General features: G+C 73.2%; 15 protein-coding genes and 1 pseudogene. 11 read left to right on the top strand and 5 right to left on the bottom strand.

Going from position 1 to position 21,707, the window contains the following annotated elements:
• The first annotated feature begins 5 nt into the window (after positions 1–5).
• On the top strand, positions 6–776 hold the full coding sequence (locus tag ACWGB8_RS16040) for an SAM-dependent methyltransferase (protein WP_452214088.1): 771 nt from the start codon (positions 6–8) through the stop codon (positions 774–776).
• Here ACWGB8_RS16040 and ACWGB8_RS16035 read toward each other — a convergent pair.
• Positions 757–990: pseudogene (locus tag ACWGB8_RS16035) on the bottom strand (S1 RNA-binding domain-containing protein); the annotation flags it as partial. The gene ACWGB8_RS16040 and the pseudogene ACWGB8_RS16035 overlap by 20 nt on opposite strands.
• Positions 991–1,292: 302 nt before the next feature.
• On the opposite strand from ACWGB8_RS16035, the gene ACWGB8_RS16030 reads away from it, so the two are divergent.
• Entirely contained in the window at positions 1,293–1,775 is a 483-nt protein-coding gene (locus ACWGB8_RS16030) for a cysteine/serine endopeptidase inhibitor (protein WP_452214087.1), read from the top strand.
• A gap of 95 nt (positions 1,776–1,870) precedes the next feature.
• Here the strand turns inward: ACWGB8_RS16030 and ACWGB8_RS16025 are convergent, their stop codons facing one another.
• Complete coding sequence (locus tag ACWGB8_RS16025) at positions 1,871–3,310, bottom strand: aminotransferase-like domain-containing protein (protein WP_452214086.1); 1,440 nt, start codon at positions 3,308–3,310, stop codon at positions 1,871–1,873.
• Here ACWGB8_RS16025 and ACWGB8_RS16020 point away from each other — a divergent pair.
• The 3 genes from ACWGB8_RS16020 to ACWGB8_RS16010 all read left to right on the top strand — a co-directional run bounded on the left by ACWGB8_RS16020 (position 3,309) and on the right by ACWGB8_RS16010 (position 7,203).
• A complete protein-coding gene (locus tag ACWGB8_RS16020; RefSeq protein WP_452214085.1) occupies positions 3,309–4,544 on the top strand; it encodes an aminotransferase class V-fold PLP-dependent enzyme in 1,236 nt (411 codons plus the stop codon). The two genes, ACWGB8_RS16025 and ACWGB8_RS16020, sit on opposite strands and share 2 nt — an antisense overlap.
• The gene (locus ACWGB8_RS16015; protein ID WP_452214084.1) at positions 4,541–5,839 is read left to right on the top strand and encodes an MFS transporter; all 1,299 of its coding nucleotides are present in this window, start codon (positions 4,541–4,543) and stop codon (positions 5,837–5,839) included. Before ACWGB8_RS16020 ends, ACWGB8_RS16015 begins: the two co-directional genes overlap by 4 nt.
• A 236-nt stretch (positions 5,840–6,075) precedes the next feature.
• Positions 6,076–7,203, top strand: a complete 1,128-nt coding sequence (locus tag ACWGB8_RS16010; RefSeq protein WP_452214083.1) for an NADH:flavin oxidoreductase — start codon at positions 6,076–6,078, stop codon at positions 7,201–7,203.
• A 398-nt stretch (positions 7,204–7,601) separates the two neighbouring features.
• On the opposite strand, the gene ACWGB8_RS16005 is transcribed toward ACWGB8_RS16010, so the two are convergent.
• From ACWGB8_RS16005 to ACWGB8_RS15995, 3 genes are read right to left on the bottom strand one after another with little or no spacing between them, the layout of a single operon-like run.
• The gene (locus ACWGB8_RS16005) at positions 7,602–8,999 is read right to left on the bottom strand and encodes a hypothetical protein (protein WP_452214082.1); all 1,398 of its coding nucleotides are present in this window, start codon (positions 8,997–8,999) and stop codon (positions 7,602–7,604) included.
• A gap of 2 nt (positions 9,000–9,001) precedes the next feature.
• Positions 9,002–10,093: a ComEC/Rec2 family competence protein gene (locus ACWGB8_RS16000; protein ID WP_452214081.1), complete on the bottom strand. Its 1,092-nt coding sequence runs from the start codon at positions 10,091–10,093 to the stop codon at positions 9,002–9,004.
• Positions 10,090–12,834: a hypothetical protein gene (locus ACWGB8_RS15995; protein ID WP_452214079.1), complete on the bottom strand. Its 2,745-nt coding sequence runs from the start codon at positions 12,832–12,834 to the stop codon at positions 10,090–10,092. Before ACWGB8_RS15995 ends, ACWGB8_RS16000 begins: the two co-directional genes overlap by 4 nt.
• Positions 12,835–13,385: 551 nt before the next feature.
• On the opposite strand from ACWGB8_RS15995, the gene ACWGB8_RS15990 reads away from it, so the two are divergent.
• The 6 genes from ACWGB8_RS15990 (at position 13,386) to ACWGB8_RS15965 (ending at position 21,694) form a co-directional block, all read left to right on the top strand.
• Positions 13,386–14,207: a hypothetical protein gene (locus ACWGB8_RS15990; protein ID WP_452214077.1), complete on the top strand. Its 822-nt coding sequence runs from the start codon at positions 13,386–13,388 to the stop codon at positions 14,205–14,207.
• 64 nt (positions 14,208–14,271) lie between these two features.
• On the top strand, positions 14,272–15,567 hold the full coding sequence (locus ACWGB8_RS15985; protein WP_452214075.1) for a hypothetical protein: 1,296 nt from the start codon (positions 14,272–14,274) through the stop codon (positions 15,565–15,567).
• Between the two features lie 31 nt (positions 15,568–15,598).
• Complete coding sequence (locus ACWGB8_RS15980) at positions 15,599–16,009, top strand: hypothetical protein (RefSeq protein WP_452214073.1); 411 nt, start codon at positions 15,599–15,601, stop codon at positions 16,007–16,009.
• An 18-nt stretch (positions 16,010–16,027) separates the two neighbouring features.
• Positions 16,028–16,267 (top strand): hypothetical protein, encoded by a 240-nt coding sequence (locus tag ACWGB8_RS15975; protein ID WP_452214071.1) that lies wholly within the window; start codon positions 16,028–16,030, stop codon positions 16,265–16,267.
• A gap of 64 nt (positions 16,268–16,331) precedes the next feature.
• Positions 16,332–18,167, top strand: a complete 1,836-nt coding sequence (locus ACWGB8_RS15970; RefSeq protein WP_452214069.1) for a hypothetical protein — start codon at positions 16,332–16,334, stop codon at positions 18,165–18,167.
• On the top strand, positions 18,164–21,694 hold the full coding sequence (locus tag ACWGB8_RS15965; RefSeq protein WP_452214067.1) for an AHH domain-containing protein: 3,531 nt from the start codon (positions 18,164–18,166) through the stop codon (positions 21,692–21,694). Before ACWGB8_RS15970 ends, ACWGB8_RS15965 begins: the two co-directional genes overlap by 4 nt.
• Positions 21,695–21,707 lie beyond the last annotated feature (13 nt).

The following is a 21,707-nucleotide window of genomic DNA, read 5'->3' as shown; positions in this document are numbered from 1 at the left end:
GGTTCGTGCTCGTGACCGACTTGGACGCCTTGATACGACCTGACCGCTACCCGCGTGCCTCCAACTACGACCCCGCCTGGTTGCTCGACCTCGACATGGGGCCGAATCCGCTGTGGCTCCTGGAGGACCTCGCCCAGGACCTCGATCTGCGTCCGGGGATGCGGGTCCTCGACCTCGGGTCCGGCAAGGGGGCCACCTCGGTCTTCCTGGCCCGCGAGTACGGCGTCCAGGTCGTGGCGGCCGACTGGTGGATCGCCGCCGAGGAGGCCCGGGCCGTCTTCGACGGGGCGGGTGTCGGCGACCGGGTGGAGGCCGTCCGGGCCGAGGCGCACGCCCTGCCGTTCGAGGCGGAGAGCTTCGACGCCGTCGTGAGCGTGGACGCGTTCGAGTACTTCGGTACGGCGGACGGCTACCTCCCCTACCTGCTGCGGTTCCTCCGGCCCGGCGGACAGCTGGGCGTGGCGACTCCCGCGATGACGAGGGAGGTCCGGGAACTCGGAGCCGTGCCTTCGCACATCCGGAAGGTCGTCGGCTGGGAGGCGATCGCCTGGCACACGGCCGAGTGGTGGCGCTTCCAGTGGGCGATCACCGAGCTGGTGGACGTCACCTCCGCGCGGTTGCAGCAGGACGCCTGGCGGGACTGGCTGCTCTGGGCACGAGCGGGCGCCGAGCACCACCCGGACGGCCGGCGGACGAACCAGCCCGTCATCGACATGCTCACCGCCGACGGTGGGGAGTTCCTCTCCTTCGCCCTGGTCACCGCCCGCAAGCGCTGAGCGGGCCGCAATCGCTGACCGGCCCGCGTGCGGCGGGACGGAACCGGCCCGCCGCTCGCAGCGAGAGGGCTAGGCGCGGGCGGTCGAGGTCGATGTCGAGCAGGGCGACACGGACGTCGTCGCCGACGGAGACCACCTTCCCGGGCACGGTGATCTCGTGGTCGGCGAGTTCCGTCAGCGGCACCAAGCCCTCGATCACCGGGGTGACTTGGACGAGCGCGCCGAACGCGAGCCGGGCAGCCGGTCAGGCAGGAGCGTGCGGACGCGCTGCGCCTCCGGGTGCCGCCGACCGCCACGCCCCGCTCACCGCTCACCGTAGCTCCGGACTCCGGCAAGAAGTAGAGCACCCCAGTGTGTCCATGACAACACGTCAGAGGTCTGTACCGCGCACATGTCGTTGGCATACGTTCCTGCTGCGACCGTGCGTCGCGGTTCTGAACTCGGCATCAGGGATGGCCACTTGGGCTGGTCCCGCCATCTGTGCGGTCGTCCGTCCGCACTGAACCGGAGGGAACCATGCGAGTCACGAGCAAGATCAGGATCATGGCCGGCGCCCCGCTGGCCGCTGCCGCGCTCATCGCGCTGGGCGCGGGCACCGCCAGCGCCGCGATACCCCTCAACAAGCCGATGGCCGGGAAGGCGACGTACTACAACGACGCCGGCTTCGGGGCCTGTGGGACGCAGATCAACGCCGGCTCCCAGCTGCTCGTCGCCGTTTCGCACGCCTGGTGGACGACCGCGAACCCCAACAACGACCCCCTCTGCAAGGGGATCTCGGTCAAGGTGACCTACCGGGGCAAGACCGTCACCGTGCCGGTCAGGGACAAGTGTCCGTCCTGCGACCGCACGCACATCGACCTCAGCCAGCCCGCCTTCGCCCGCTTCGCCCCGCTCGGCCAGGGTGTGATCAACGGCCTCACCTGGCAGTTCGTCAAAGCCGGCTTCGCCGGTGAGACCGTCCCGATCTCCGAGCCCATGACCGGCTCGACCATCGGCTGACGGGACGGCACGCCGGATCCGCCTGCTGCCTGCCGCCTCCCGCCTCTCATGGGGCGGGAGGCGGAGCAGCTGAAGGCCGCCAGTGACGGATGTGATCAGGCGAACGGGGGGAGGGTGCGGGCGGCCGCGGCGAGGCGGCGGGCGGCCCCGGTGAGCTCGGCGAGGTCGGCCGCCGCGGCGAAGTTGAGGCGCAGGTGGGTGCCGGGCGGCTCGGACGGGAAGTAGTGGCGCCCGGCGTTGCCGGTGACGCCGTGGGCGCGGGCCGCGGCGGCGATGTCGGTGTCGGTGAGTCCGGGGGGCAGGCCCTGCCACAGGTGGAGGCCGCCGGCCGGTGCGAGGGGTACGGGCCAGTCGGGCAGCTCGTGGGCGAGGGCGTCCGTCAGGGCGGCGCAGCGTTCGCGCAGGGCGGTGGCGAGGGCGCGCAGGTGGCGGTCCCAGGCGGGGGTGCTGAGCAGTTCGACGGCGGCCTCCTGCAGTGGGCGGGCGATGAAGAAGTCGTCCACCCGGCGCATTCCCAGCAGTCGGCGCATGACCGGGCCGCGGGCGGTCAGTGCGCCGATCCGCAGGCTGGGCGAGGCGGGTTTGGTGAGCGAGGTGAGGTGGACGACGGTGCCGTCCCGGTCGTCGGCGACCAGTGGTCGGGGTACGGGACCGCCGTGGCCGAGGTGGCGGGCGAAGTCGTCCTCGACGAGGAAGGCGCCGGCTGCTCGGGCCACGTCGACGACCTGTTGGCGGCGTTCGGGCGCGAGCACGGTGCCGGTGGGGTTGTGGAAGGTCGGCTGGCAGTAGAAGAGCCGGGCGCCGGTCATGGCGAACGCCTCGGCGAGCAGGTCGGGGCGGACCCCGTCGTCGTCCATCGGCACCGGCACCGGGCGCAGTCCGGCGGCGCGGGCGGCGGCGAGGGCGCCGGGGTATGTGGGTGACTCGACGAGCAGCGGGCTGCCGGGGGCGGCGACCGCCCGGAACAGCATGGAGAGTGCGCCCTGGCCGCCGCCGGTGATCAGGACGTCGTCCGGTCCGGTGCCGCCGCCGGTCTGCCGGGCGAAGATCGCGCGCAGCGGTGCCAGGCCGGCGGCCGGGGCCCGGTGCCACGCGTCCGGGCGGCGGGCGGCGCGGGCCAGGGCGGCGCCGAGGGCCCGGGTGGGCTGCAGGTTCTCGTGCAGGTAGCCGCCGGAGAGGGCGACGGTCCCGGGAGGTGCGGGGGCGGCGGGTCCCTCGGTCTCGCCGGAGTCCGGCTCGGGGTCGTCGGTGCCCCGTTCGCGGCCGGCGAGGGCGACGGCCTGCCACGAGGTGTCGCCGGGGCCCTCGTCCGCCGTCCGGGTCCGGCGCGAGGCGGCGTAGGTGCCGCTGCCCGGGCGGGTGACCACGGCTCCCTCGGCCGCGAGCTGGGCGATCGCGCGCGAGACCGTGACCGGCCCGACGCCGTGACGGGCGATCAGTTCGCGGCTGCTGGGCAGGCGGTCGCCGGGGGCGAGGCCGGACACCTCCCGCCGGAGGATCGCGAGCAGGGCCTCAGTACTGCTACTGTCAGACATGAAGAACCATGGTAGCGCTTTTACCCTCGCGCAGGAACCGCTCCTCGACCCCGACGCCCTGCGGGCCGACACCCCCGGCTGTGACGCGGTGATCCACTTCAACAACGCGGGCTGCGGCCTGATGCCCCGTCCGGTGCTCGCGGCGATGGTCGACCACCTCCGGCTGGAGGCCGCCGTCGGCGGCTACGAGGCGGCCGCCGCCCGGGCCGCCGAGGTCGCCGACTTCTACGCGGCCACCGCCGAACTCGTCAACGCCCGCCCGGAGAACATCGCCTTCGCCGCCAGTGCCACCCACGCCTACACCAAGGCGCTCTCCGCGATCGACTTCCGCCCCGGCGACGTCGTCCTCACCACCCGCAACGACTTCATCTCCAACCAGATCGCCTTCCTCGCCCTGCGCCGGCGCCACGGCATCGAGCTCGTGCACGCCCCCGACCACCCGGACGGCAGCGGCGTGGACGTCGACGCGATGGCCGCGCTGATGCGCGCCCGCCGCCCGCGCCTGGTCGCCGTCACCCACGTGCCCACCAACTCCGGCCTGGTCCAGCCGGTGGCCGAGATAGGCCGGCACTGCCGCGAACTCGACCTGCTGTACCTGGTCGACGCCTGCCAGTCGGTCGGCCAACTGGAGGTCGACGTCGCGGAGATCGGCTGCGACCTGCTCACCGCGACCTGCCGCAAGTTCCTGCGCGGACCGCGTGGTTCGGGATTCCTGTACGCCTCCGACCGGGTGCTCGGGGCGGGGTACGAGCCGCTGTTCATCGACATGCACGGCGCCCGCTGGACGGCGCCCGACACCTACCGGGCGGTCGACACCGCGGCCCGCTTCGAGGAATGGGAGTTCCCGTACGCGACCGTGCTCGGCTGCGCCGCCGCCGTCCGCTACGCCCTGCGGGTCGGCCTGGCCCCGGTCTCCCGGCGCACCCCGGCGCTGGCCGCGGGGTTGCGCGAGCTGCTGGCCGGGATCCCCGGGGTGCGACTGCTCGACCGCGGCCCGGCCCCGGCAGCGCTCGTCACCTTCGCCGTCGACGGCCCTCGGCCGGGGCCCTTCAAGGCGGCGCTGGACGCACGAGGCATCAACTCGGCTCTCAGCTACCGGGAGTTCGCCCAGTTCGACTTCGCCGACAAGGACGTCGAATGGTGCCTGCGGCTGTCGCCGCACTACTACAACACGGAGGACGAGGTGGCCGCCGTGGCCGCGAGCGTCGCCGAGCTCGCGGGGCGGTCCCGGTGACCCAGGCCCCTCCCGCCCCCGCGCCGACCGCCGCTCCCGCACCGAGCCTCTGGCACAACGGCGACTTCCTGCGCTTCTGGTTCGGCGAAACGGTGTCGCTGCTCGGCACCCAGGTCACCACCCTCGCCCTGCCGCTGACCGCCATCCGGGCCTTCGGTGCCACCGAGGAACAGGTCGGGCTGCTGCGATTCCTGCAACTCGCGCCCTACCTCGGGCTGGCGCTGCTGATCGGGGTCTGGACCGACCGGGTGCGCCGGCGGCCGGTCATGCTGGGCGCCAACCTCGCGCGGCTGCTCCTGATCGCGCTCGTACCACTGCTGTACTGGTGGGACGCCCTCGACCTGCCCACGCTGCTGGTCATCGCCTGCGCCGTCGGCGTCGCCTCGGTCGTCTTCGACGTGAGCTGGATGTCCTACGTGCCGGTGCTCGTGCGCAGCCCCGAGCGGTACGTCGAGGCAAGCGGGAAGATGGGCGCCAGCTCCTCCGCCACCGACGTGGTCGGCCCCGGGCTCGCGGGTGTCCTGGTCTCGGCGGTCGGCGCACCGGTCGCGCTGGTGGCGAACGCCTGCTCGTACGCGGTGTCGGTGGTCTCCCTGCTGCTCATCCGCACGCCCGAGCCGCGCCCGGAGCGGGCCGCCGAGCGGCACCTGCTGCGCGAACTCCGCGACGGGCTGGGCTGGGTGATGCGCAACGGTGTGCTGCGGGCGCTCGCGCTCGTCGGCTTCTGCTGCAACTTCTCCATGATCACCGTCTGGACCCTGTTCCTGCTCCACGGCACCAACGACCTCGGTCTCGGCCCGACCGCGATCGGTGCGGTGTTCGCGACCGCCTCCGTCGGCGGCCTGGTCGGCGCGGTGGTCTCCGGGCGGGTCGTCCGGCGCTTCCCGGTCGGCCGGGTCTACCTGATCGCGCAGTCCGCCCTGCTGCTCGGGCCCTCGCTGCTCGCCCTGGCGGCCGGGCCCCGGCCGCTGATGCTCGCGATGTTCGTGCTCTCCTTCTTCACCACCTACCTGGGCCTGGGCGTGGCGGGCGTCATCATCGTCAGCCTGCGCCAGGTCCTGACCCCGCAGTCGATGATGGGGCGGATGACCGCGGCCTTCCGGACCCTGCTGTTCGGCGGCGGCGCGCTCGGCGGGCTGTCCGCCGGCCTGCTCGCCGGCCGGCTGGGCGCGCACGGTGCGCTCACCGTTGCGGCGGTCGCCTCCGCCGCGGTCGTCGTCGGGCTGGCCGTCTCCCCGGTCAGCCGGCTGCGGACGCTGCCGTCGGCCCCGGAACCCGCGGGCGACGCACGGTGAGCCGGGAGCGCGGGCCGTCGGAGCACCGGGGCCGCCGGAGCATCGGGCGGGGGAAGCGGGGGAAGCGGGGGAAGCGGGGGAGGCGGTGAGGCGGGGGAGGCCGGGGAGGGCCAGTGGCCGGGGTCACGGCGCGGGTCCGGGCGGGGGTGAAATGCTTCGGCGGTCGGAACGGTTGACACCTGCACGCGTCCGACGCGCCCGCCCGCCCGACCACCCCCGAACCCCCGAGGTACACCGTGACCGTGACCGGCTCCTCCGTCTCCCGTGCCGCCGCGATTCTCTCCCGGCCCGTCGAGCTGAACGGCCTGACCGTCCCGAACCGCATCGTGATGGCGCCGATGACCCGCAAGTTCTCCCCGGGCGGCGTGCCCGGGGAGGACGTGCGCGGGTACTACGCCCGTCGCGCGGCGGCCGGGGTCGGCCTGATCGTCACCGAGGGCACCTACGTCGGCCACGCGTCGGCCGGGCAGAGCGACCGGGTGCCGCGGTTCCACGGGGCGGAGCAGCTGGCCGGGTGGGCGGCGGTCGCGGACGCCGTCCACGCGGCGGGCGGCACGATCGTGCCGCAGCTGTGGCACATCGGGATGGTCCGCCGGCCGGGCGACGAGCCCTTCCCCGAAGCCCCCGCGCTCGGCCCCTCGGGCCTGCGGCTGGACGGTACGGAGGGCACCGGCCGGGCGATGACCCGTAGCGACCTGGACGACGTGATCGGCGCCTTCGCCGAGGCCGCGGCGGCGGCCGAGCGCATCGGCTTCGACGGCGTCGAGCTGCACGGTGCCCACGGCTACCTGCTCGACCAGTTCCTGTGGGAGGGGACGAACCGCCGCACCGACGCGTACGGCGGCGACCCGGTGGCCCGGACGACGTTCGTGGCGGAGGTCGTGGCCGCCGTGCGCGAGGTCGTCTCGCCGGCCTTCCCGGTGATCCTGCGCTACTCGCAGTGGAAGCAGGAGGCGTACGACGCGCGGCTCGCCGGGACCCCGGCCGAGCTGGAGGCCCTGCTGACCCCGCTCGTCGAGGCCGGCGTGGACGCCTTCCACGCCTCCACCCGCCGGTACTGGCTGCCGGAGTTCGAGGGCTCGGACCTCAACCTGGCGGGCTGGACCAGGAAGCTCACCGGCCGGCCGACGATCACCGTCGGATCGGTCGGCCTGGACGGCGACTTCGTGCGCAGCTTCGTCGGGGAGGGCGCCCCGGTACGGGGCATCGACAACCTCCTCGACCGCCTGGAGCGCGACGAGTTCGACCTGGTCGCCGTCGGCCGGGCGCTGCTCCAGGACCCGCAGTGGGCCGCCAAGGTGCTGGCCGACCGCGTCGACGAGCTCAAGCCGTACGACGTGGTGGCCCTGGCGGCGCTGAGCTAGGTCCTGTCCGGCCGATCTTGCCGGGCGCACGACGCCGGGCATCCTCCCCCCGCCTCCGGCCGGGGGTACCCCCACCTGGACGCACGCCCGAATCGCCCAAGTACGTCCAGTACGAGGACGATCCGGGCGCACGCCCAGCCGGGCGCGGAATGGGGGCACCTCCCGGCCGAAGGCTGGGGGAGCCGCGCGCTGATCCGACAAGATCGACCGGACAGGACCTAGGCGCGCCTGACTCGTCCGGGCGGTGTCTCCCGTCGTCGGCGGGCGGCACCCCCGGTTCGGTGCGGCGGTGCGGCGGTGCGGCCGCAGCGGGGGCGCGACCGCGGCCGGGGGCCGGTCGGGTGCGTGCTCGGGCCCTGCTGCGCGCCGCCGTCGAGCATGCGGACGGCGGGCGCACGTCAGCTCCGGCCGCGAGGTCCGACGAGGTCGATGAAGTACTGGCGGTCCGGCAGGGCCGCCGGCAGGGGGTAGCCGAGCAGGACGTGCAGGTTGCACGCGGCCAGCGTGTAGGCGTGGAGGAGCAGATCAGCGGTGGTGTCGGCGCCCAGCTTGCGCAGCACGGTCTTGGTGCCGCGGCTGCGGTCGGCCCGGTCCCGCCACGCGGCCCGGTGCTCCGGGTCGTCGCCGAGCAGCGCGAGCACCTCCTTGGCGCGTGCGGCGCGGGCGGCGGCGTCCGGACGGAACTCCGTGGCGTCGGCGTACGCGTCGGCCACCCGGTACGGTGACTGCGCGATGTGGACCAGGACGCTCACCGGGCCCCCGCTCTTCGCCGCCAGTTCGGACGACCGCACCAGGTTGCTGCGCCGGTGACTGGTCGTGACGTCGTACATCACGTTCCTGATGCGGTTCAGTGCGGCCAGTTCACCGACCACGGGCAGTCGTGAGGCGGGGAACGGATCCCAGGTCATCCCGGCCGAGGCGTTGACCACGAGGATCTCGTCGACCTCGCCGTTGGCAGGCGGACCGCCGGCGCGCCTGGTCCGGTCGGCCAGCCCGAGCAGCCACTGGTCGGCCATGTTGTCGTACACCCCGCCGTCCGTGAGCACCAGGGTGGAGGCGGGCACCGCGGGAGCGGACGTGGCAGGCGGGGCGAAGCGATGGCGATCGGTGGGGAGCCGCCGGACGGCGAACGCCCCCGGCAGACAGGCCGACACCTGGACCGCGGTGGACAGCGGGAGGTCGCCGGGTATTCCGGTGCCGAACCGGAAGCCGTAGGTGAATCCGGGGGAGAGGTAGAAGTGGTCGCCGCTCTGCAGCTCGGTGGCGCAGAAGACGTGGTCGACGGAGCGCCGCACGTCGCCCAGGGCGGTCGGGACGCCGTCACGGTGGAAGAGCTCGCGTGCCAGCGCCCTGTCCACCACGACACTGCGCCGCTGGAAGTAGCGCAGCGCGCCGGCGAGCAGGAGCAGTCCCGCACCGAGGAGGGAGCCGGAGAGGACGCGGAGCCCGTCGACCGCGGTGGCGGCCACCCCGGCGAGCAGGGTCGCGGCGGCGAGACCGGTGAGTGCGAAGAGCGAGATCACGTACCGGTTGGTCGCCGGTCCCCAGAAGAAGAGGCCCGTGTGGGCGCAGTGGCGGATCAGCGGGCGGACGCGCTGGGTGAAGCCGGGGCCGGGGCTCCGGCGGAAGTCGGTCTCCTGGGCGACCACGCCGTTGGCCACCGAGCCGCCGGACACCGAGGAGATCGCCACCACGTCCCGGTGCCTGTCGGTGTCGGCCAGGTACATCAGGGCGCCGATGCCCCACATGGTGGCACGGTAGCCACCGCCGGAGAGGGCCACGCCGATGCGGGCCATAGTCACACCTCCACCGTGGTACCCGCCGCAGGGGTGTTCGGGTACACCGTGGTGTAGCGGCGGTCGCGCTGTTGCGCGGGGTCGGCCCACAGCTCCGTCGTGCGGCTGCGGTAGTTGAATACGAGTTCGGGCGGCCCCGCGTCGTCGCGTGCCGCGCCGATCAGGCGTCTGATCGCTTCGGCGTCGGGGTGGTTGAAGCGGTCTCCGTTGGTCGAGACGAGGAAGCGGCGGGTGTCGAGCCGTGAGAGCAGGCTGTCCGTCGTGTTGGCGGCGCTGCCGTGGTGCGGGACCTTGAGGGCGCCGATCGCCAGCTTCTCCTCGCCGCGCTGCCTCAACAGGCGGTCCAGACCCCGTTCGAGGACCTTCGCGTGGCCGTCGCCGGTGAGCAGCAGGCGGTGTTCGCGGTGTTCCAGGAGGAAGGCGATGCTCGAACCGTTCGGAACGGACCCGTCGACGCGCTCGCGGCCGAGGAGGTCGTCGGCCAGGCCTCGAAGGTTCTTGCGCCGGGCCAGGCGCTCCAAGGCCTCCTCGGGTCGTCCGGGCGTGACGCCGAGGTCCTTCAGGACCCTGGTCCATTCCCGTCGCAGGGACGTCAGTTCCTTCCGCCCGGGGGAGACCAGGGTCGCCCGGGCGCCACCCGGCAGCTCGGCGGTGGGCAGTGCTCCCCGGTCCGGGAGGCAGACGGCGGGTGCGTCGTCCCCCCGGGCGTGGTGGAAGCAGGTGTTCCAGGGCAGGTGTTGGCTGCTGATCAGCGCCTGGAGCATCTCGCCCTGATCGGCGCCGAGCAGGCCGAGGTCGCCCTTGATCTGCGGCCAGCCGTTGAACCAGACGTCGCCGATCGACAGGTTCAGCGCGCCGCGGTCCTGGAGGAGGCGGATCACGCCCTCGATGTGGTCGGCGTCCACATGGGTCGCCACCAGCACGTCCAGGTGGCGCCGGCGTGCCGGCAGCGCCCGGACTCGGTCGAGGACGGCGGGGTAGGTCGTGTTCGGTCCCGCGTCGACCAGCATGCGGTGGACCTTCGCCCGGCTTCCGGGCCACTCGATCCACAGCGCGTCGCCGTGCGCGGCGGGCAGCATCTCGACGGTGATCACGGTTCGTCCCCCTTGCGGTTCCCGACGAGCCAGCGGGCGTCACCGAAGGCCACGACCGCCATGGCGAGGGTGTATCCGAGGGCCAGCAGCCGACGCCGGATGTCGCGCACCAGCTCGCCGATGCTCTTTCCGGCGCCGGAGTTCTCGGCGAGCATCACGGCGGCGGTGCTCGCCATCGCCGCTGCCTGGCGGCCCAGGGTCGGGACGAGCGTCCCCACCACGACCGGGGCGCTCTCCTGGAGGAACCGCGCCGCCACGTTCTGCCACCTGACGTCCTCCTGGGCGGTGTTGCAGCCGAGCAGCATGACGATGGGGCCGGTCCCGTCGCCGTGCAGCTCGGACACGATGTCCCGGCGGGAGATCTGGACCGACGGCAACCTGCTGGGCCGCCCCTTCCGGCCGATCTGCAGGACCGGGGTGTCCCCCTCGTCGCGCGCGTTGTGGGGAACGGCCAGCAGCAGGGCGGGACTCCGCGTCCGCACCACGTCGCGCCACCCCTGCCAGCTGGTCGCGGTGTGCAGGCCCTCCCCGAACGAGGCCCGCAGCGTCCTGGCCGTCGCCTCGCGGTCGGCCGTCCGGACGATGTCGCTCGCGGCGAAGAGCACGCTGTCGACCGGGCGCAGGGCGCCGAGGGCGTCCGGCGGGGCCGCTTCGAGGACGGACCGGTCGAGCCGGGTGCGTTCCACCCGCCGCTCGATCACCATCCGCAGGCCCCAGAATCCCAGGGGGCAGACCGTCCGGCGACCGCCGACGGTGGGGTGGTCCGGTCGGCGGCAGGAACAGGAACCGGTTTCCAGGGCCCGCTTCCACCCGGTGCAGAGCCGGGCGCCGTCCCTGGGATAGCCGAAGTCGTAGACGAATTCCAGGGGCCAGAGCTCGGCCGCTTCGGCCGACACGGCCTGGAGGAACCCGGCGTTCCCGAGGGCGCCGTGGCCCGTCGTCTCCAACTGCTCGAAGAGCGCGCTGCCCTGCTGGGCGAGGCGGCACAGCAGTCGGTCCGGCGGCGGGAGGCGGGGCTCCACCGCGAGGGAGTCCGTGTCCACCGCGCTGCCGAGGTGCTCGCGGATCCTGGCCCTGACCTGGTCGAGGTCCGGAATCCGTGTCGTGGAGACGCCCGCCCCCGTGCTGATCACGGCTTCGTCGTCCCCGGTGATCCGGATCACCGCCGTGGGGTCGTCGCGGCGCGGGCCCGGAGGATCCGCCAGGGGGCTGAACGCCTCGCCGTGGACGGTGATCTCGCGGTCGGCGACGGCTTCGTCCGCCACGTTGACCGGACCGGTGATCTCCAGGCGCTGCAACTGTCGGTTCTCGTAGTAGACGCGGGCCGTGCACCGGATCTCCCGTTCGTCCGGGCCGACGGTGACCGGGAAGACGGCCTCGCTGGACGCGCCGCGCTGCGGGAGGGTGATCCTCAGGGGATCGTGACGGAACGCCATGTCCCGGTCCTCGTCGAACGTGACCAGGAGGCGCGCCTCACCGCCCCGGTACTTCAGCCGGTGCTCGGGGAACTCCGCCGCCGGCGCGTGCCATTCGGCGCTGCCAGGGCCGACCCGGATGTGGACGTCGTTGACGGCACCGGCACGGAACGCGCTTCGGCGCCGGGCGCCCGTCTCCTGGTCGCTGACGAGTGCCTGGAGGTGGCGGGCGTTGGCCCGGCCGGTCGCCACCCCGGCCCGGCGGACGTCCCGCAGGGCGCTGGCCGCGGCCCGGCCGGGCCAACGCCCGGTGACGTACCCGGCGTCGTCGGCCCACTGGAGGACCCGGTGTGTCACCTCCGTCACCGGCGTCGGCCGGGTCGTCAGGTGGAGGCTGTTCGTCACCTCGTCGCCGACGTCGACCGTCAGCTCCGCGAGAGGCTCCGCGTCGGTGTCCGCCGGGGACCCGGCCAGCGCGCGTGCCGCCGAATCCGCTTCCCGTAGGGAGTCGGACACGGCGTGCCGTGCGACGAGCTCCGGGTGGGCCACCGTCAGCCACGAGCCCGCGTTGTCCGCCGCCTCGTCCAGGGCGACATTGCCGGAAAGGTCGCGGACGAGCCGGTCGAGCCAGTCGGCGGCCGTGGTCGTGGAGAGGTCGGCGACGATCCAGCCGGAGGCGCCGAGGTGGCGTGCCGCCTCGTCCAGGCGGAGCAGCTGTTCCTTGTCGGGGGGCTCGGGGGTGCACCAGACCAGACAGGTGGCGCTGAGGCCACCGCCGCGCGTCAGCGCGACGAGGTCGGCCGCGCCGGAGACGGCGAGCACGTCGCAGTCCCCGTCCTCCTCGCCGAGGGTGTAGCCGTCGACGGGCGGGGTGGTCCCCTCGTCGTGCTGCAGCACGTCGACGAGGTCCTCGGCCGCTTCGACCGTCACGGCGCAGACCCGCAAGGGCCATTGCCAGCGCGGCGCGGGCTCCAGGGTCTCGTCCGCGACGAACACCGCCCCGACCGTGGGGCGCAGCTGTCCTAACCGCGTCACCAGCGTGTGCCGGTGTCCGCGCGCGACGCCGTGCAGGGCGAGCCGCACCGGGGGAGCCCCGCGGACGTGCTCGGTCCAGGTCTCCGCGAGAGCCTGCTGCAGGCCAGGGTCGGAGACGAGCCGGGCCGCTAGCTCGGGGGACCACTGCCAGTCCCACCGGTTCTCCCGGGACGCGCCCACGGCACCGCGGCCGGCCTTCGGCCGGGGCCCGGCCCAGTCGGCGCGGTCCGCCAGGCCCGCGGCCGCCAGGGCCTCAGGGGTGATGGTGAGGATGTCGCTCAGCTTCGTCATGGGAGACCTCGTCATAGGCTCCGACGGGAGGACGCCCACGATCCAGGTCGGTCCCCCGACGTTTCCACTGTCCCACGGTTCGGCCGGGTCGTCGGAGGGCCGGGACCCCGTGGAAAGGATTGACGCGCTGAACGTTGAATCCTCGAACAGCTGCTCCGCCGCCGTCCCGTCGTGCGGCCACCGCCGGCGCGGTGGTGGGAGAGGTGTGTCACGCGCAGGGGCGGGGCGCCCGGCCGCCGGTCCGGGTCGGGCACCGGCGCGGACGTGGGCGGCGCACGGGAAGACCCGCGGGCCGACCGCGCGTTGAGGAGGCGTCACCATCCGCTCGGTGCGTTGATCCTCCGGATCCGGCGGGTGCCGTCCTTGTCCGAACGGCGTAGGGTGGAGGGAGAACATCTCGCCCGAAGCGTCGCCCGTCTGTGCCCTCCGGGCGAGGTGCCCCGTATGAGCGGCGCGCTCCCGCGCCGGACCCGGCACCGACGCGAGACCCGACCCGTCGGCGTGGGGCTGCGCGCCTGCGTGAGAATTCTTTGCTGTGCGCTGGAAGCACCATGACCAGCTTCTCCGATCGGCTGATGATCCGATATCTGGATCCGGCCCGGGTCCGCCGTCTGCTGGAGCCCGAGGACGATCCGGACCGGACCCGGCTGCGGTCGTTACTGGCGGCCGTCTACGAACCGAGCCTGATGGAGGTCCGGTTCGTGGACGCGGTCACCGTCGAGGCGGCCGACTTCCAGGTCCCGGTGAGCGCGCCGCTGACCGTCCGGGGCAGCTGGGAGAAGCTGCTGCCGGACGTCGCACAGGCACGGGCCGTCGTGGAGGTTCCCTCGGTCACGCCGCCGCACTGGATCGACCTGGCCCTCGACACGGTCGTCAGGGCCAGGGTCGAGCTGGTCGGCGGCGCCCTCGACTCCTTCGACTCGGAGGACCTCTCGGGCCTCTCCGAGGAGGACTTCATCGCCCGATTCGCCTTCCTCGACCTCGCGGAGCTGATGCGCCGCGCCGAGGTCACCGACCTCCGGGAGCTGCAGGAACAGTTCCCCCGGCTGTACCGCCTGCACTATGCGCAGCCGCCGCCCTTCGACCCGGACGCGCCCGGCCGCACCTACCGGCTGCGCGTCTCGGTGCTGTTCTTCCCCGAGCTGGACCTCGGTGCCGCACTGCGTCGACTGGTCCAGTGCCGGCGGGCGCACGACGACTCGCGCCCGCGACCCGACGAGTACGAGGGCGGGGCCCTGCTGGCCGCCGGTGCGTGGCTGGCGGTCTTCCCCGCCGAGACGCTCGCCTTCCCCGACGCCCCCGGCACCGCCCGGCAGGTCTCCGACCTGCTGGCCACTGAAGGCTTCGTGACCGCGTTCGAGGACGCCGATTGAGCAGATCCGGACAACGATCCACTCCAGCTCGTCCCACCGTCAGACCTCACGTTAGGAGCGGTCGATGGCGGTCAAGTACATCGATGTCACCGCGACCAGCGACCTGTTCGCCCCCGCCGTCCGGGCGTTCGGGGACATCGCGATCATCGGCAAGGGCGGCGGGTTCGCGGTGACCGGACCTCCGCGGCCCTTCAGCGACCCGACGGACAGCGCCGCCGTCCTCGCCGGAAGGACCGGGCTGGCCGCCGACGCTGCCACCGGTGACACCACGGTGATCGTCGCGGCGGACGTCCGCGCGGGCACCACCGTGCGCATCGGCAGGGGCGCCGACGCGGAGAAGCACCGGGTGACCGGTTCCGCGGTGAGCGGGCAGCGCTTCACGCTCACGCTGGAGCCGGCCCTGGCCCAGGCCCACGTGAGCGGGACGGAGGTCCGCGAGGTGCCCGACGGGGACACCGAACTCGTCAGGGCGGTGCGGATCGCCTTCCGCCAGTCACCGTCCCCGACCAAGGTCTGGGCCGTACCGGTGGACCGGGCCGCGCCCGACTGGGCCACCGCGCTGGACGAGGTGGAGAAGCTCAACGTCCAGCTCGTGGTCCTGGCCAACACCCCGCTCAACGGGGACAACAAGGCGACGCTCGAAAGGCTGGCCGGGCACGTCGTCGCCGACCTGGGAGACGGCAAGGAGCGCATGGGCGTCGCCATGATCGACCCCGCCCTGGACGCGGCCTCCGCGGTGGCGCTGATCAACGGGGCGGTCAAGAGCGAACGGATGGTGCTGGTCGCCCACAAGTCCGACGAGGACGCGGCGGCGGCCACGGCCGGCGTCATCGCCGGGTACCGCCCGCACATCTCGATGCTGCTCAAGCCGATCAGCCTCGCCATGACCGAGGCGTTCTCGGACGCGGACATCGACGTGTACGACAGCAACCTCGTCAACTGGATCACCAGCCCCGTCCTGCTGCCCGGACAGGCGCTCTACCTGGGTGAGGGCTACACCGCGGACTCCAGCCGCAACAAGAAGTACATCGACATCGTCCGCACGCTCGACGACGTCAACTTCCGGATCAAGGCGGCCCTCATCGAGGCCATCGGTACGCTCCGGATCTCCCGGGTGGGCCTGCGCTCGGTCGCCACCCTGGTGCAGTCGGTGCTCTCGCCGCTGGTGTCACAGGAGGTGATCGACGACTTCTCCCTCGTGATCCCGCTGCTGACACTGCTCGACAAGGACGCACCCGACCCGGACGAGGTGCAGCAGATCGCGACCGCCCGCGCCGCGCGCTCGGTCGACATGACGGTCCAGGTGGTCTACGCCGGCGCGATCCACCGGCTGAAGATCGCCCTCGTGTTCACGGGCTGACCGGAGCCGAGTCAGAGGGAAGTGAGAGACCATGGCCGACCCCCTGAAGTGGGACACCCGGCTGACCGTGATGCTGAACGGTGTCGCCGTGACGCCCATCGACTCGTTCAACCCGACCCTCAACGTCCCGGTACAGCCGCTGCACTCGCTGGAGGCCGACAACGTCGCGTACATCGTCCAGCCGAAGGCCTTCACCTTCACCATGGCGGTCAAGGCGATCGGCGCCGCAGTGGCCAAGCTGACCGGCATGGCGATCGCCCACACCAGCTTCACCATCGCGGTCCAGCAGGCGAGGGGCTCGGACTGGGCGTTCGAGGACATCGCCTTCAACAGCTGCTACATCACGTCCGTCGCCAACACCATCGTGATCGACGGAGTGCCCACCACGACCTTCAACTGCATCTGCCTGGACGTCGTGCCCAAGCCCAAGGCCGGCGCCTGACCGGTGGACGGAGGACCCATGTCGGAACCGGACCAGGAGTACACGGAGTCCGTCGAACGCGCCGGACTGATCGAGGTGCACGAGGGCGACCGGGTCGTCCCGGCACCCGGCTCGGAGGCGGCCGTCTCGGCCCGCTCCGGCGCCGAGGTCCACTACTACTTCCCGATCCACGTGGTGCTGACCGGGGACATCGCGCCGGAGGTCAGGCAGGCCATCGAGGAAGGAGTCTGGGAGCAGCTGTGCCAGGCGTTTCGCTGAGCAGGTTTCGCCGAGCCCCAGGGCCCGGGGAGACGCGAACCCTTGAGGGATCCGAGGAACGGGGATGCCGCGGATATCGTGCCACTTCCCGATCACGGTGTCGGTCGTCGGACAGCCGTCGGCAGCGGATCTGGAGGAACTCGGACGAGTCGTCGAGGATGCTCTCGCCGACCGGCTCAGGCTGGCCCGGAACGAGCTGGCATCGGCGGTCGGCCGGGAGCCGGCCCGCCCGGCCGAGGCCGGGGAATCACTGGACCGGGACCGGATCTGCGTCACCGGGCCGGTCTACCGGGTGCCCTCGTACGACGGCGGCGGCGCGCTCAGACCCGTCCGGCTGGAGACCGCGCAGCCGCGGCCGCGGGACCCGGCACTGCTCCCCGACGCCGATCTGGACAGCGAGTACGGGCACGCGCGCGACTGGCTGCTCTCCCACCCCCGGACCGACCCGGCGTACGCGGCCACCCGGACGTACCTGGAGGAGCTGGAGGGCGAGCTGCACCGTCGTCAGGGGGCCGCGGGCCGGACCGCGGCCGGACACGGTGGTGCGCCCGGCGGCGCGTCCGGGGGGAGCACCGCCCCGCCCGTCGCCGCCCCGGCCACGCCGTCGGCACCGGGCCTGCCCGGCCTGCCGTTGGTCCTGCCGCAGACCGGGGCTCCGCCGCCGGCCGACCGGCCGCTCCGGATCACCGCCGCGCACGCCGGGGGTGCCTACGGGGAGCACGACCTGCCCTTCCTGCTCGGCGAGCGCGGCTTCCGCATGGTCGTCACCTCGTCGGGCCCGGGTGCGCACCAGCTCACCGGCCGCGGCATCGACGCGATCGCGTTCCACCCGCAGACCGGTGAGGTCTGGCTGATCGACAACAAGGCCTCCGGCTACCTGGACCCGGCCGAAGGGGCGAAGGCGACGGCGCTCGGCAAGAACCTGGGCAGGAGCCTGGAGGAGGCGGTGGCCGACGTCAGGGCCATGCCCGACTTCCCGGAGAAGGCCGATCTGGTGAAGCGGCTGGAAGGCTCGCTGGCGGCCGTCCGGGCGGGCACACCGATACCGGCCGGACTCAAGGTCAAGCTGAAGGTGACCAACGCGGGCGGCTACACCTCCGGGGCGAGGAAGCTTCCGCCGGGGGTGGAATTCGAGGACCTGGTCGGCCCCGGCGCCCGGGTTGCGCGGGGGACCGACATCGCCAAGGCCGAGGCGGCCGGGGTCAAGCCGGGACGGCCCGCCTCCCACGCGCAGACCGAGGCGATGCGCCGCAAGGTCGGCGGGGCGGTGTCCCGGCAGCCGGTGAGGATCCCGGTGAAGGTTCGTATGGTGAGCGGGCTGCGCGGCGGCGGCGTCGGCCTGGCGAAGATCCTCGCGGCGCTGGCGTGGGGTGCGGTCGCGGCCAGGATCCGGCAGGACTGGGAGACCGGGAAGGTCAAGGAGTGGACCGAGCCGCAGTTCGCGAAGATGGAGCCGGAGATCCGCTCCCGGATCGAGAACCGGCTCGACGAACTGGTGGACCTCCGCCTCGCCCGCCCCGGCACGACGCTGTACGCCGTCGTGAGTACGCTCGTCACGATCGAGCGCAGGGGCCCGGGTGAGTCGTTGACGTCGGCCGAGGCCACGCTGGCCTCGGTGACGGTCTCCGCCGAACGCGTCGAGCGCACCGAGACGTCGCGGGAGAAGGGCGGCAACCGCTGGACGACGGGGGAGTGGCAGCACGACCTGATCCGGACCAGCTACTCGATCGAGCTGGAGCCCTTCACCAAGGAGGAGCTGACGGCGGTCCTGGACGCCCGGATCGCGGCGGAGGAGGAGGCGCAGGCATCCACGTCGGCACCCGCGTCCGAGGTGCCGGCCTCACAGCGGCGACGGGACGATCTGCTCGCCGCGCGCGCACGGCTGGAGCGGGAGCCGTGACCCGGGTCGGCGGGACCCTCAACATCCGCCCGCACCTGCCGGAGGCGGTGACGTTCGACGGGGCCACGGACGGGCGCCTGCGGCCGGCCCTGGAACAGGTACTGCTGCGCGCGGTGGCACGGGCGGTGGAGGGCCTGCAGCCGGCCGACCTCCAGGCGGTCGGGGCCCTGCCGACGCCCGGCCCCGTGCAGGTCGTACCCGCACCGGAGGTGGCGGGCGGGACGGCCGACCTGGCCGAAGGGGCCGGCGGGACGGAGCCGGAGGGTTCGCTCCGGTTGTCCTTCGCGCTGCCGGAGGACCTGCTGACGGAAGTGCCGGAGCCGGGCACCGAGGTGGCAGCCGCGCCGGAACCGGGCGCCCAGGAGGCCGGTGCCGGGGAGGCGGGCACCCGGGAGCCGGGCGCCCAGGAGGCCGGCGCACAGGAGCCGGGCCCCGGGCCCCTGCCCGGGCCGGCCGCCCCGAAGCCGCCCCGCCCCCGGCGGAGCCCCACCCCCGCCACCCGGCCGACCGCCCCGGCCCCGGGGAGCGCGGCGGCGAAGGGGCCCGAGGCGGCGCCACCGGCACCCCAGGCACAGGCACCCCGTGCACCCCAGGCACCCCCGGGCGGGACCGGGGAGTTCCGCGACGAGGTGATCCAGAGCCCGAGCGGCTTGGAGGGCGCGGGCGTCATGGTCCTGCCGGGTACCAGGATCATCGCGCTCGGGGGCGCACCGCGGCACGTCGTGGCGTCCAACCTCGCCCGGGCGCTCCAACTGGGCAGGGCGACCTTCGGCAGGACCTCGTTCGCGCTGCTGCAAGGCCCGGTGGGTGCGCGGGACAGCCGGATCCGGGCGGTGGCGACCGATCCTCCGCTGACCAACGAGGACGTGAAGCAGACCACCGAGCTCCCCGCCGGCGTGGCGACCCGGGTCGTCGAGGGCCGCTTCCCGAGTTCCGTCAGGGACAGGTCCGGACACCGCCACGAGGTCCTCGCCGTGCTGACGAAGGAACACGGCGTCGCGCTCTTCGCCGACCGCGAGGTCGGTCGGCGGTTCTACGACCGGCTGGCCGCCGAAGGGTCGGAGCTGGCGGAGGAGGAGCTGCGCGCACTCGTCCTGGACGAGCTGGACCGGTTGGTCGAGCAGGGTCTGGCCGGCGACGAGGCCAAGCTCCAGCAGGCCGCCGACCGGCTGGCGGAGCTGGGCACGGAGGCGTTCGACCTCGCCGCCTGGCCGACCAAGGTCAGCTACCTGGAGGTGCTGATCAAGGTCTGGACCCGGGAGCGGCACGAGCGGGCGATCGTCGAGATCATGCGCTCCCTGCAGAGCGTCGCGGAGCTGCGCGCGGTCATGGAGCGGCTGCGGGAGGCCAGGATCGCCACCCAGATGTTCGAGGACCTCGGCCCGGCCTTCTGGGACCTCCTGGTCACGGTCGGCGCCCGCTTCGGATCCAAGGAGAAGCTGACGGTCGAGGTCGTCCGGAAGCTGTTCGAGCAGGCCTTCGCCCTGGAGCCGAAGCCGCCGTTGGCCTCGCTGAGCGGCTGGGAGACCGTCGAAGGGGCGCTGGCCGAGCTGGGCGAGATCCTGGAGAACGAGATCGACGCCGCGGTCGGCGCGGTGGAGGGCCTGCTCGCCGGGATGGTCGAGGGCCTCAAGATGCTGGTGACCGAGCCCGACCAGGTGGTCGTGGGCCTCGCCCAGTTGGCACGGATGCTCGCGCTGTTCGAACTCGCGGGGTGGGGCAACAAGGCCGCACAGGCCGAGTGCGCCCTGCTGGTGAAGCACATCGGCGCGAAGCTGGTGGACGGCCTGCGCGGCGCGGCCGTGCTCAACGTGGGCGAGAAGGTGCTCGCCAAGATCAGGTGGGCGCTGGCGGTCGAGGTGGCGTCCTGGTTCATCGGCATCGGCGAGCTCAAGGCCGCTGCGGAGGCCGTCGGCCTGACCGAGAAGCTGACGCTGCTGGCCCGCCTGCTCGGCCTGGCCGGCGCGGTGGCGAAGACGACCGAGGGGGAGGCGGCGCTCGCCCGGCTGAGCCGGCTGGCGCGCGCCCTGCACTCCGGCAGCGCCGTCCTGCGGGAGCTCAAGGGCGAGAGCGAGGTGCTGCGGCTGCTGGAGCACCTGCCGGTGGAGGACGTCGAGGCGCTCGCCGTCTTGGTCAAGCGCGTCGAGATCGCCGAGGGAGCCACGCTGGCGCAACTGGCCGGGCACCCGGAGCTCGGCCCGGTGGTCCAGCGCGTACGCCGGCGGGCGGAGATCCTGCAGACCTTCGCCGCCAAGTCGGGCGGCCTGGTCGAGGAGCTCGGCCCGGCCTTCCGCCGACTGGTCGGCCCGGGCGGCTTCGAGGAACGGGAGATCGCCGCGATGGCCGAGGTCCTGCGACCGGGCGAGGGCGGCAACTTCCTGGCCGCCCTGGAACGGATCGGCTACCGGCGGATCGGCCCGACGGGCGAGGTCGGCGTGGAGTTCCTCACCGCGCTCGCGGCGAGCCCGCGGGCGTTGGACGGTGTGCGGGTCGTCGGCCCGCGGGTGGTGCAGGCGGCCTTCGCACGGTCCGCGGGCGACGCGGCGGTGTTCGAGGCGATCCTGCTGGACATCGCCCGGGCGGAGGACATGGCCCGGCAGCAGAAGCAGCTCGCGACCTTCGCCACCGTCCTGGAACGCCTGGAGGCCGGGGACGCCGAGGCGTGGGCCAGGATCGCCGGCGCCAAGGCGGTGCTCACGAAGGTCGAGCGTTCGGAGGTGTTGGCGCGGATCAGGTCGGTCAGGGAGCGCTACCGCAGGCTGGCACGGAACCCGGAGGCGCTCGACCGGCAGCTGAACCACCTCCGGGACCTCTCCCTGAAGGACCCGGAGCGGGCGATGGGCGCGCTGGAGCGGTTCGAGGCCCGTCGTCCCGACCGGCCGGGTGTGCTGAGCATCGAGGAGCAGATCGCCCAGGACGTGGAGGAGGCCGGACGCCGGGCGAGCGAGGAGGAGAAGCTGCTGCTGCACCCGGCGGGGGAGGTCCCGCCGCAGGCCCTCGACGTGGGTGGCCGGCAGCACAAGCGCACCGGCCAGGCCCGCCCCACCGAGGCGATGAGGCGGAACATGCCGGGGCCCCACCCGACCGGCCATCCGCTGCACCACATCGTCGAGGAGGGCGACCCGCGGTCGGCGATGATCCGGCGCATGCTCGACGAGGCCGGGATCGATGTCCGCGAGGCCGCGGAGAACGGCATCCACCTGCCGCGGACCACGATGGATCCGCGCATCGTCCCCGAGGCCCTGACCCTCCATCCGCCGCTGCACACCAAGGGGTACCGCAAGGAGCAGGTCCGCCGCCTGGCCGAGGCCCGGCGCAACGGCACGGTCGAGGCCGAACTCGCGCGCTTCAAGCGGGAGATCCAGGAAGGCCAGTTCTTCCACGTCGAATCCGCAGCGGACAAACGGGAGAGCTGGGTCGACTGGGTGGTACGCCACCGGGACGAATTCGACCACATCCCGGACGACGAGTTCGAGGAGTGGGTGGAGTCCCTGCGCCGGGCCCGCCCGTCGGGAGCGGAAAGGTAGGCCCCTGTCATGG

This window comes from Kitasatospora sp. NPDC054939 (genome assembly GCF_053610105.1).
The sequence above is the reverse complement of the archived record's forward strand: the minus strand, read 5'-3'. Positions and strand labels throughout refer to the sequence as shown.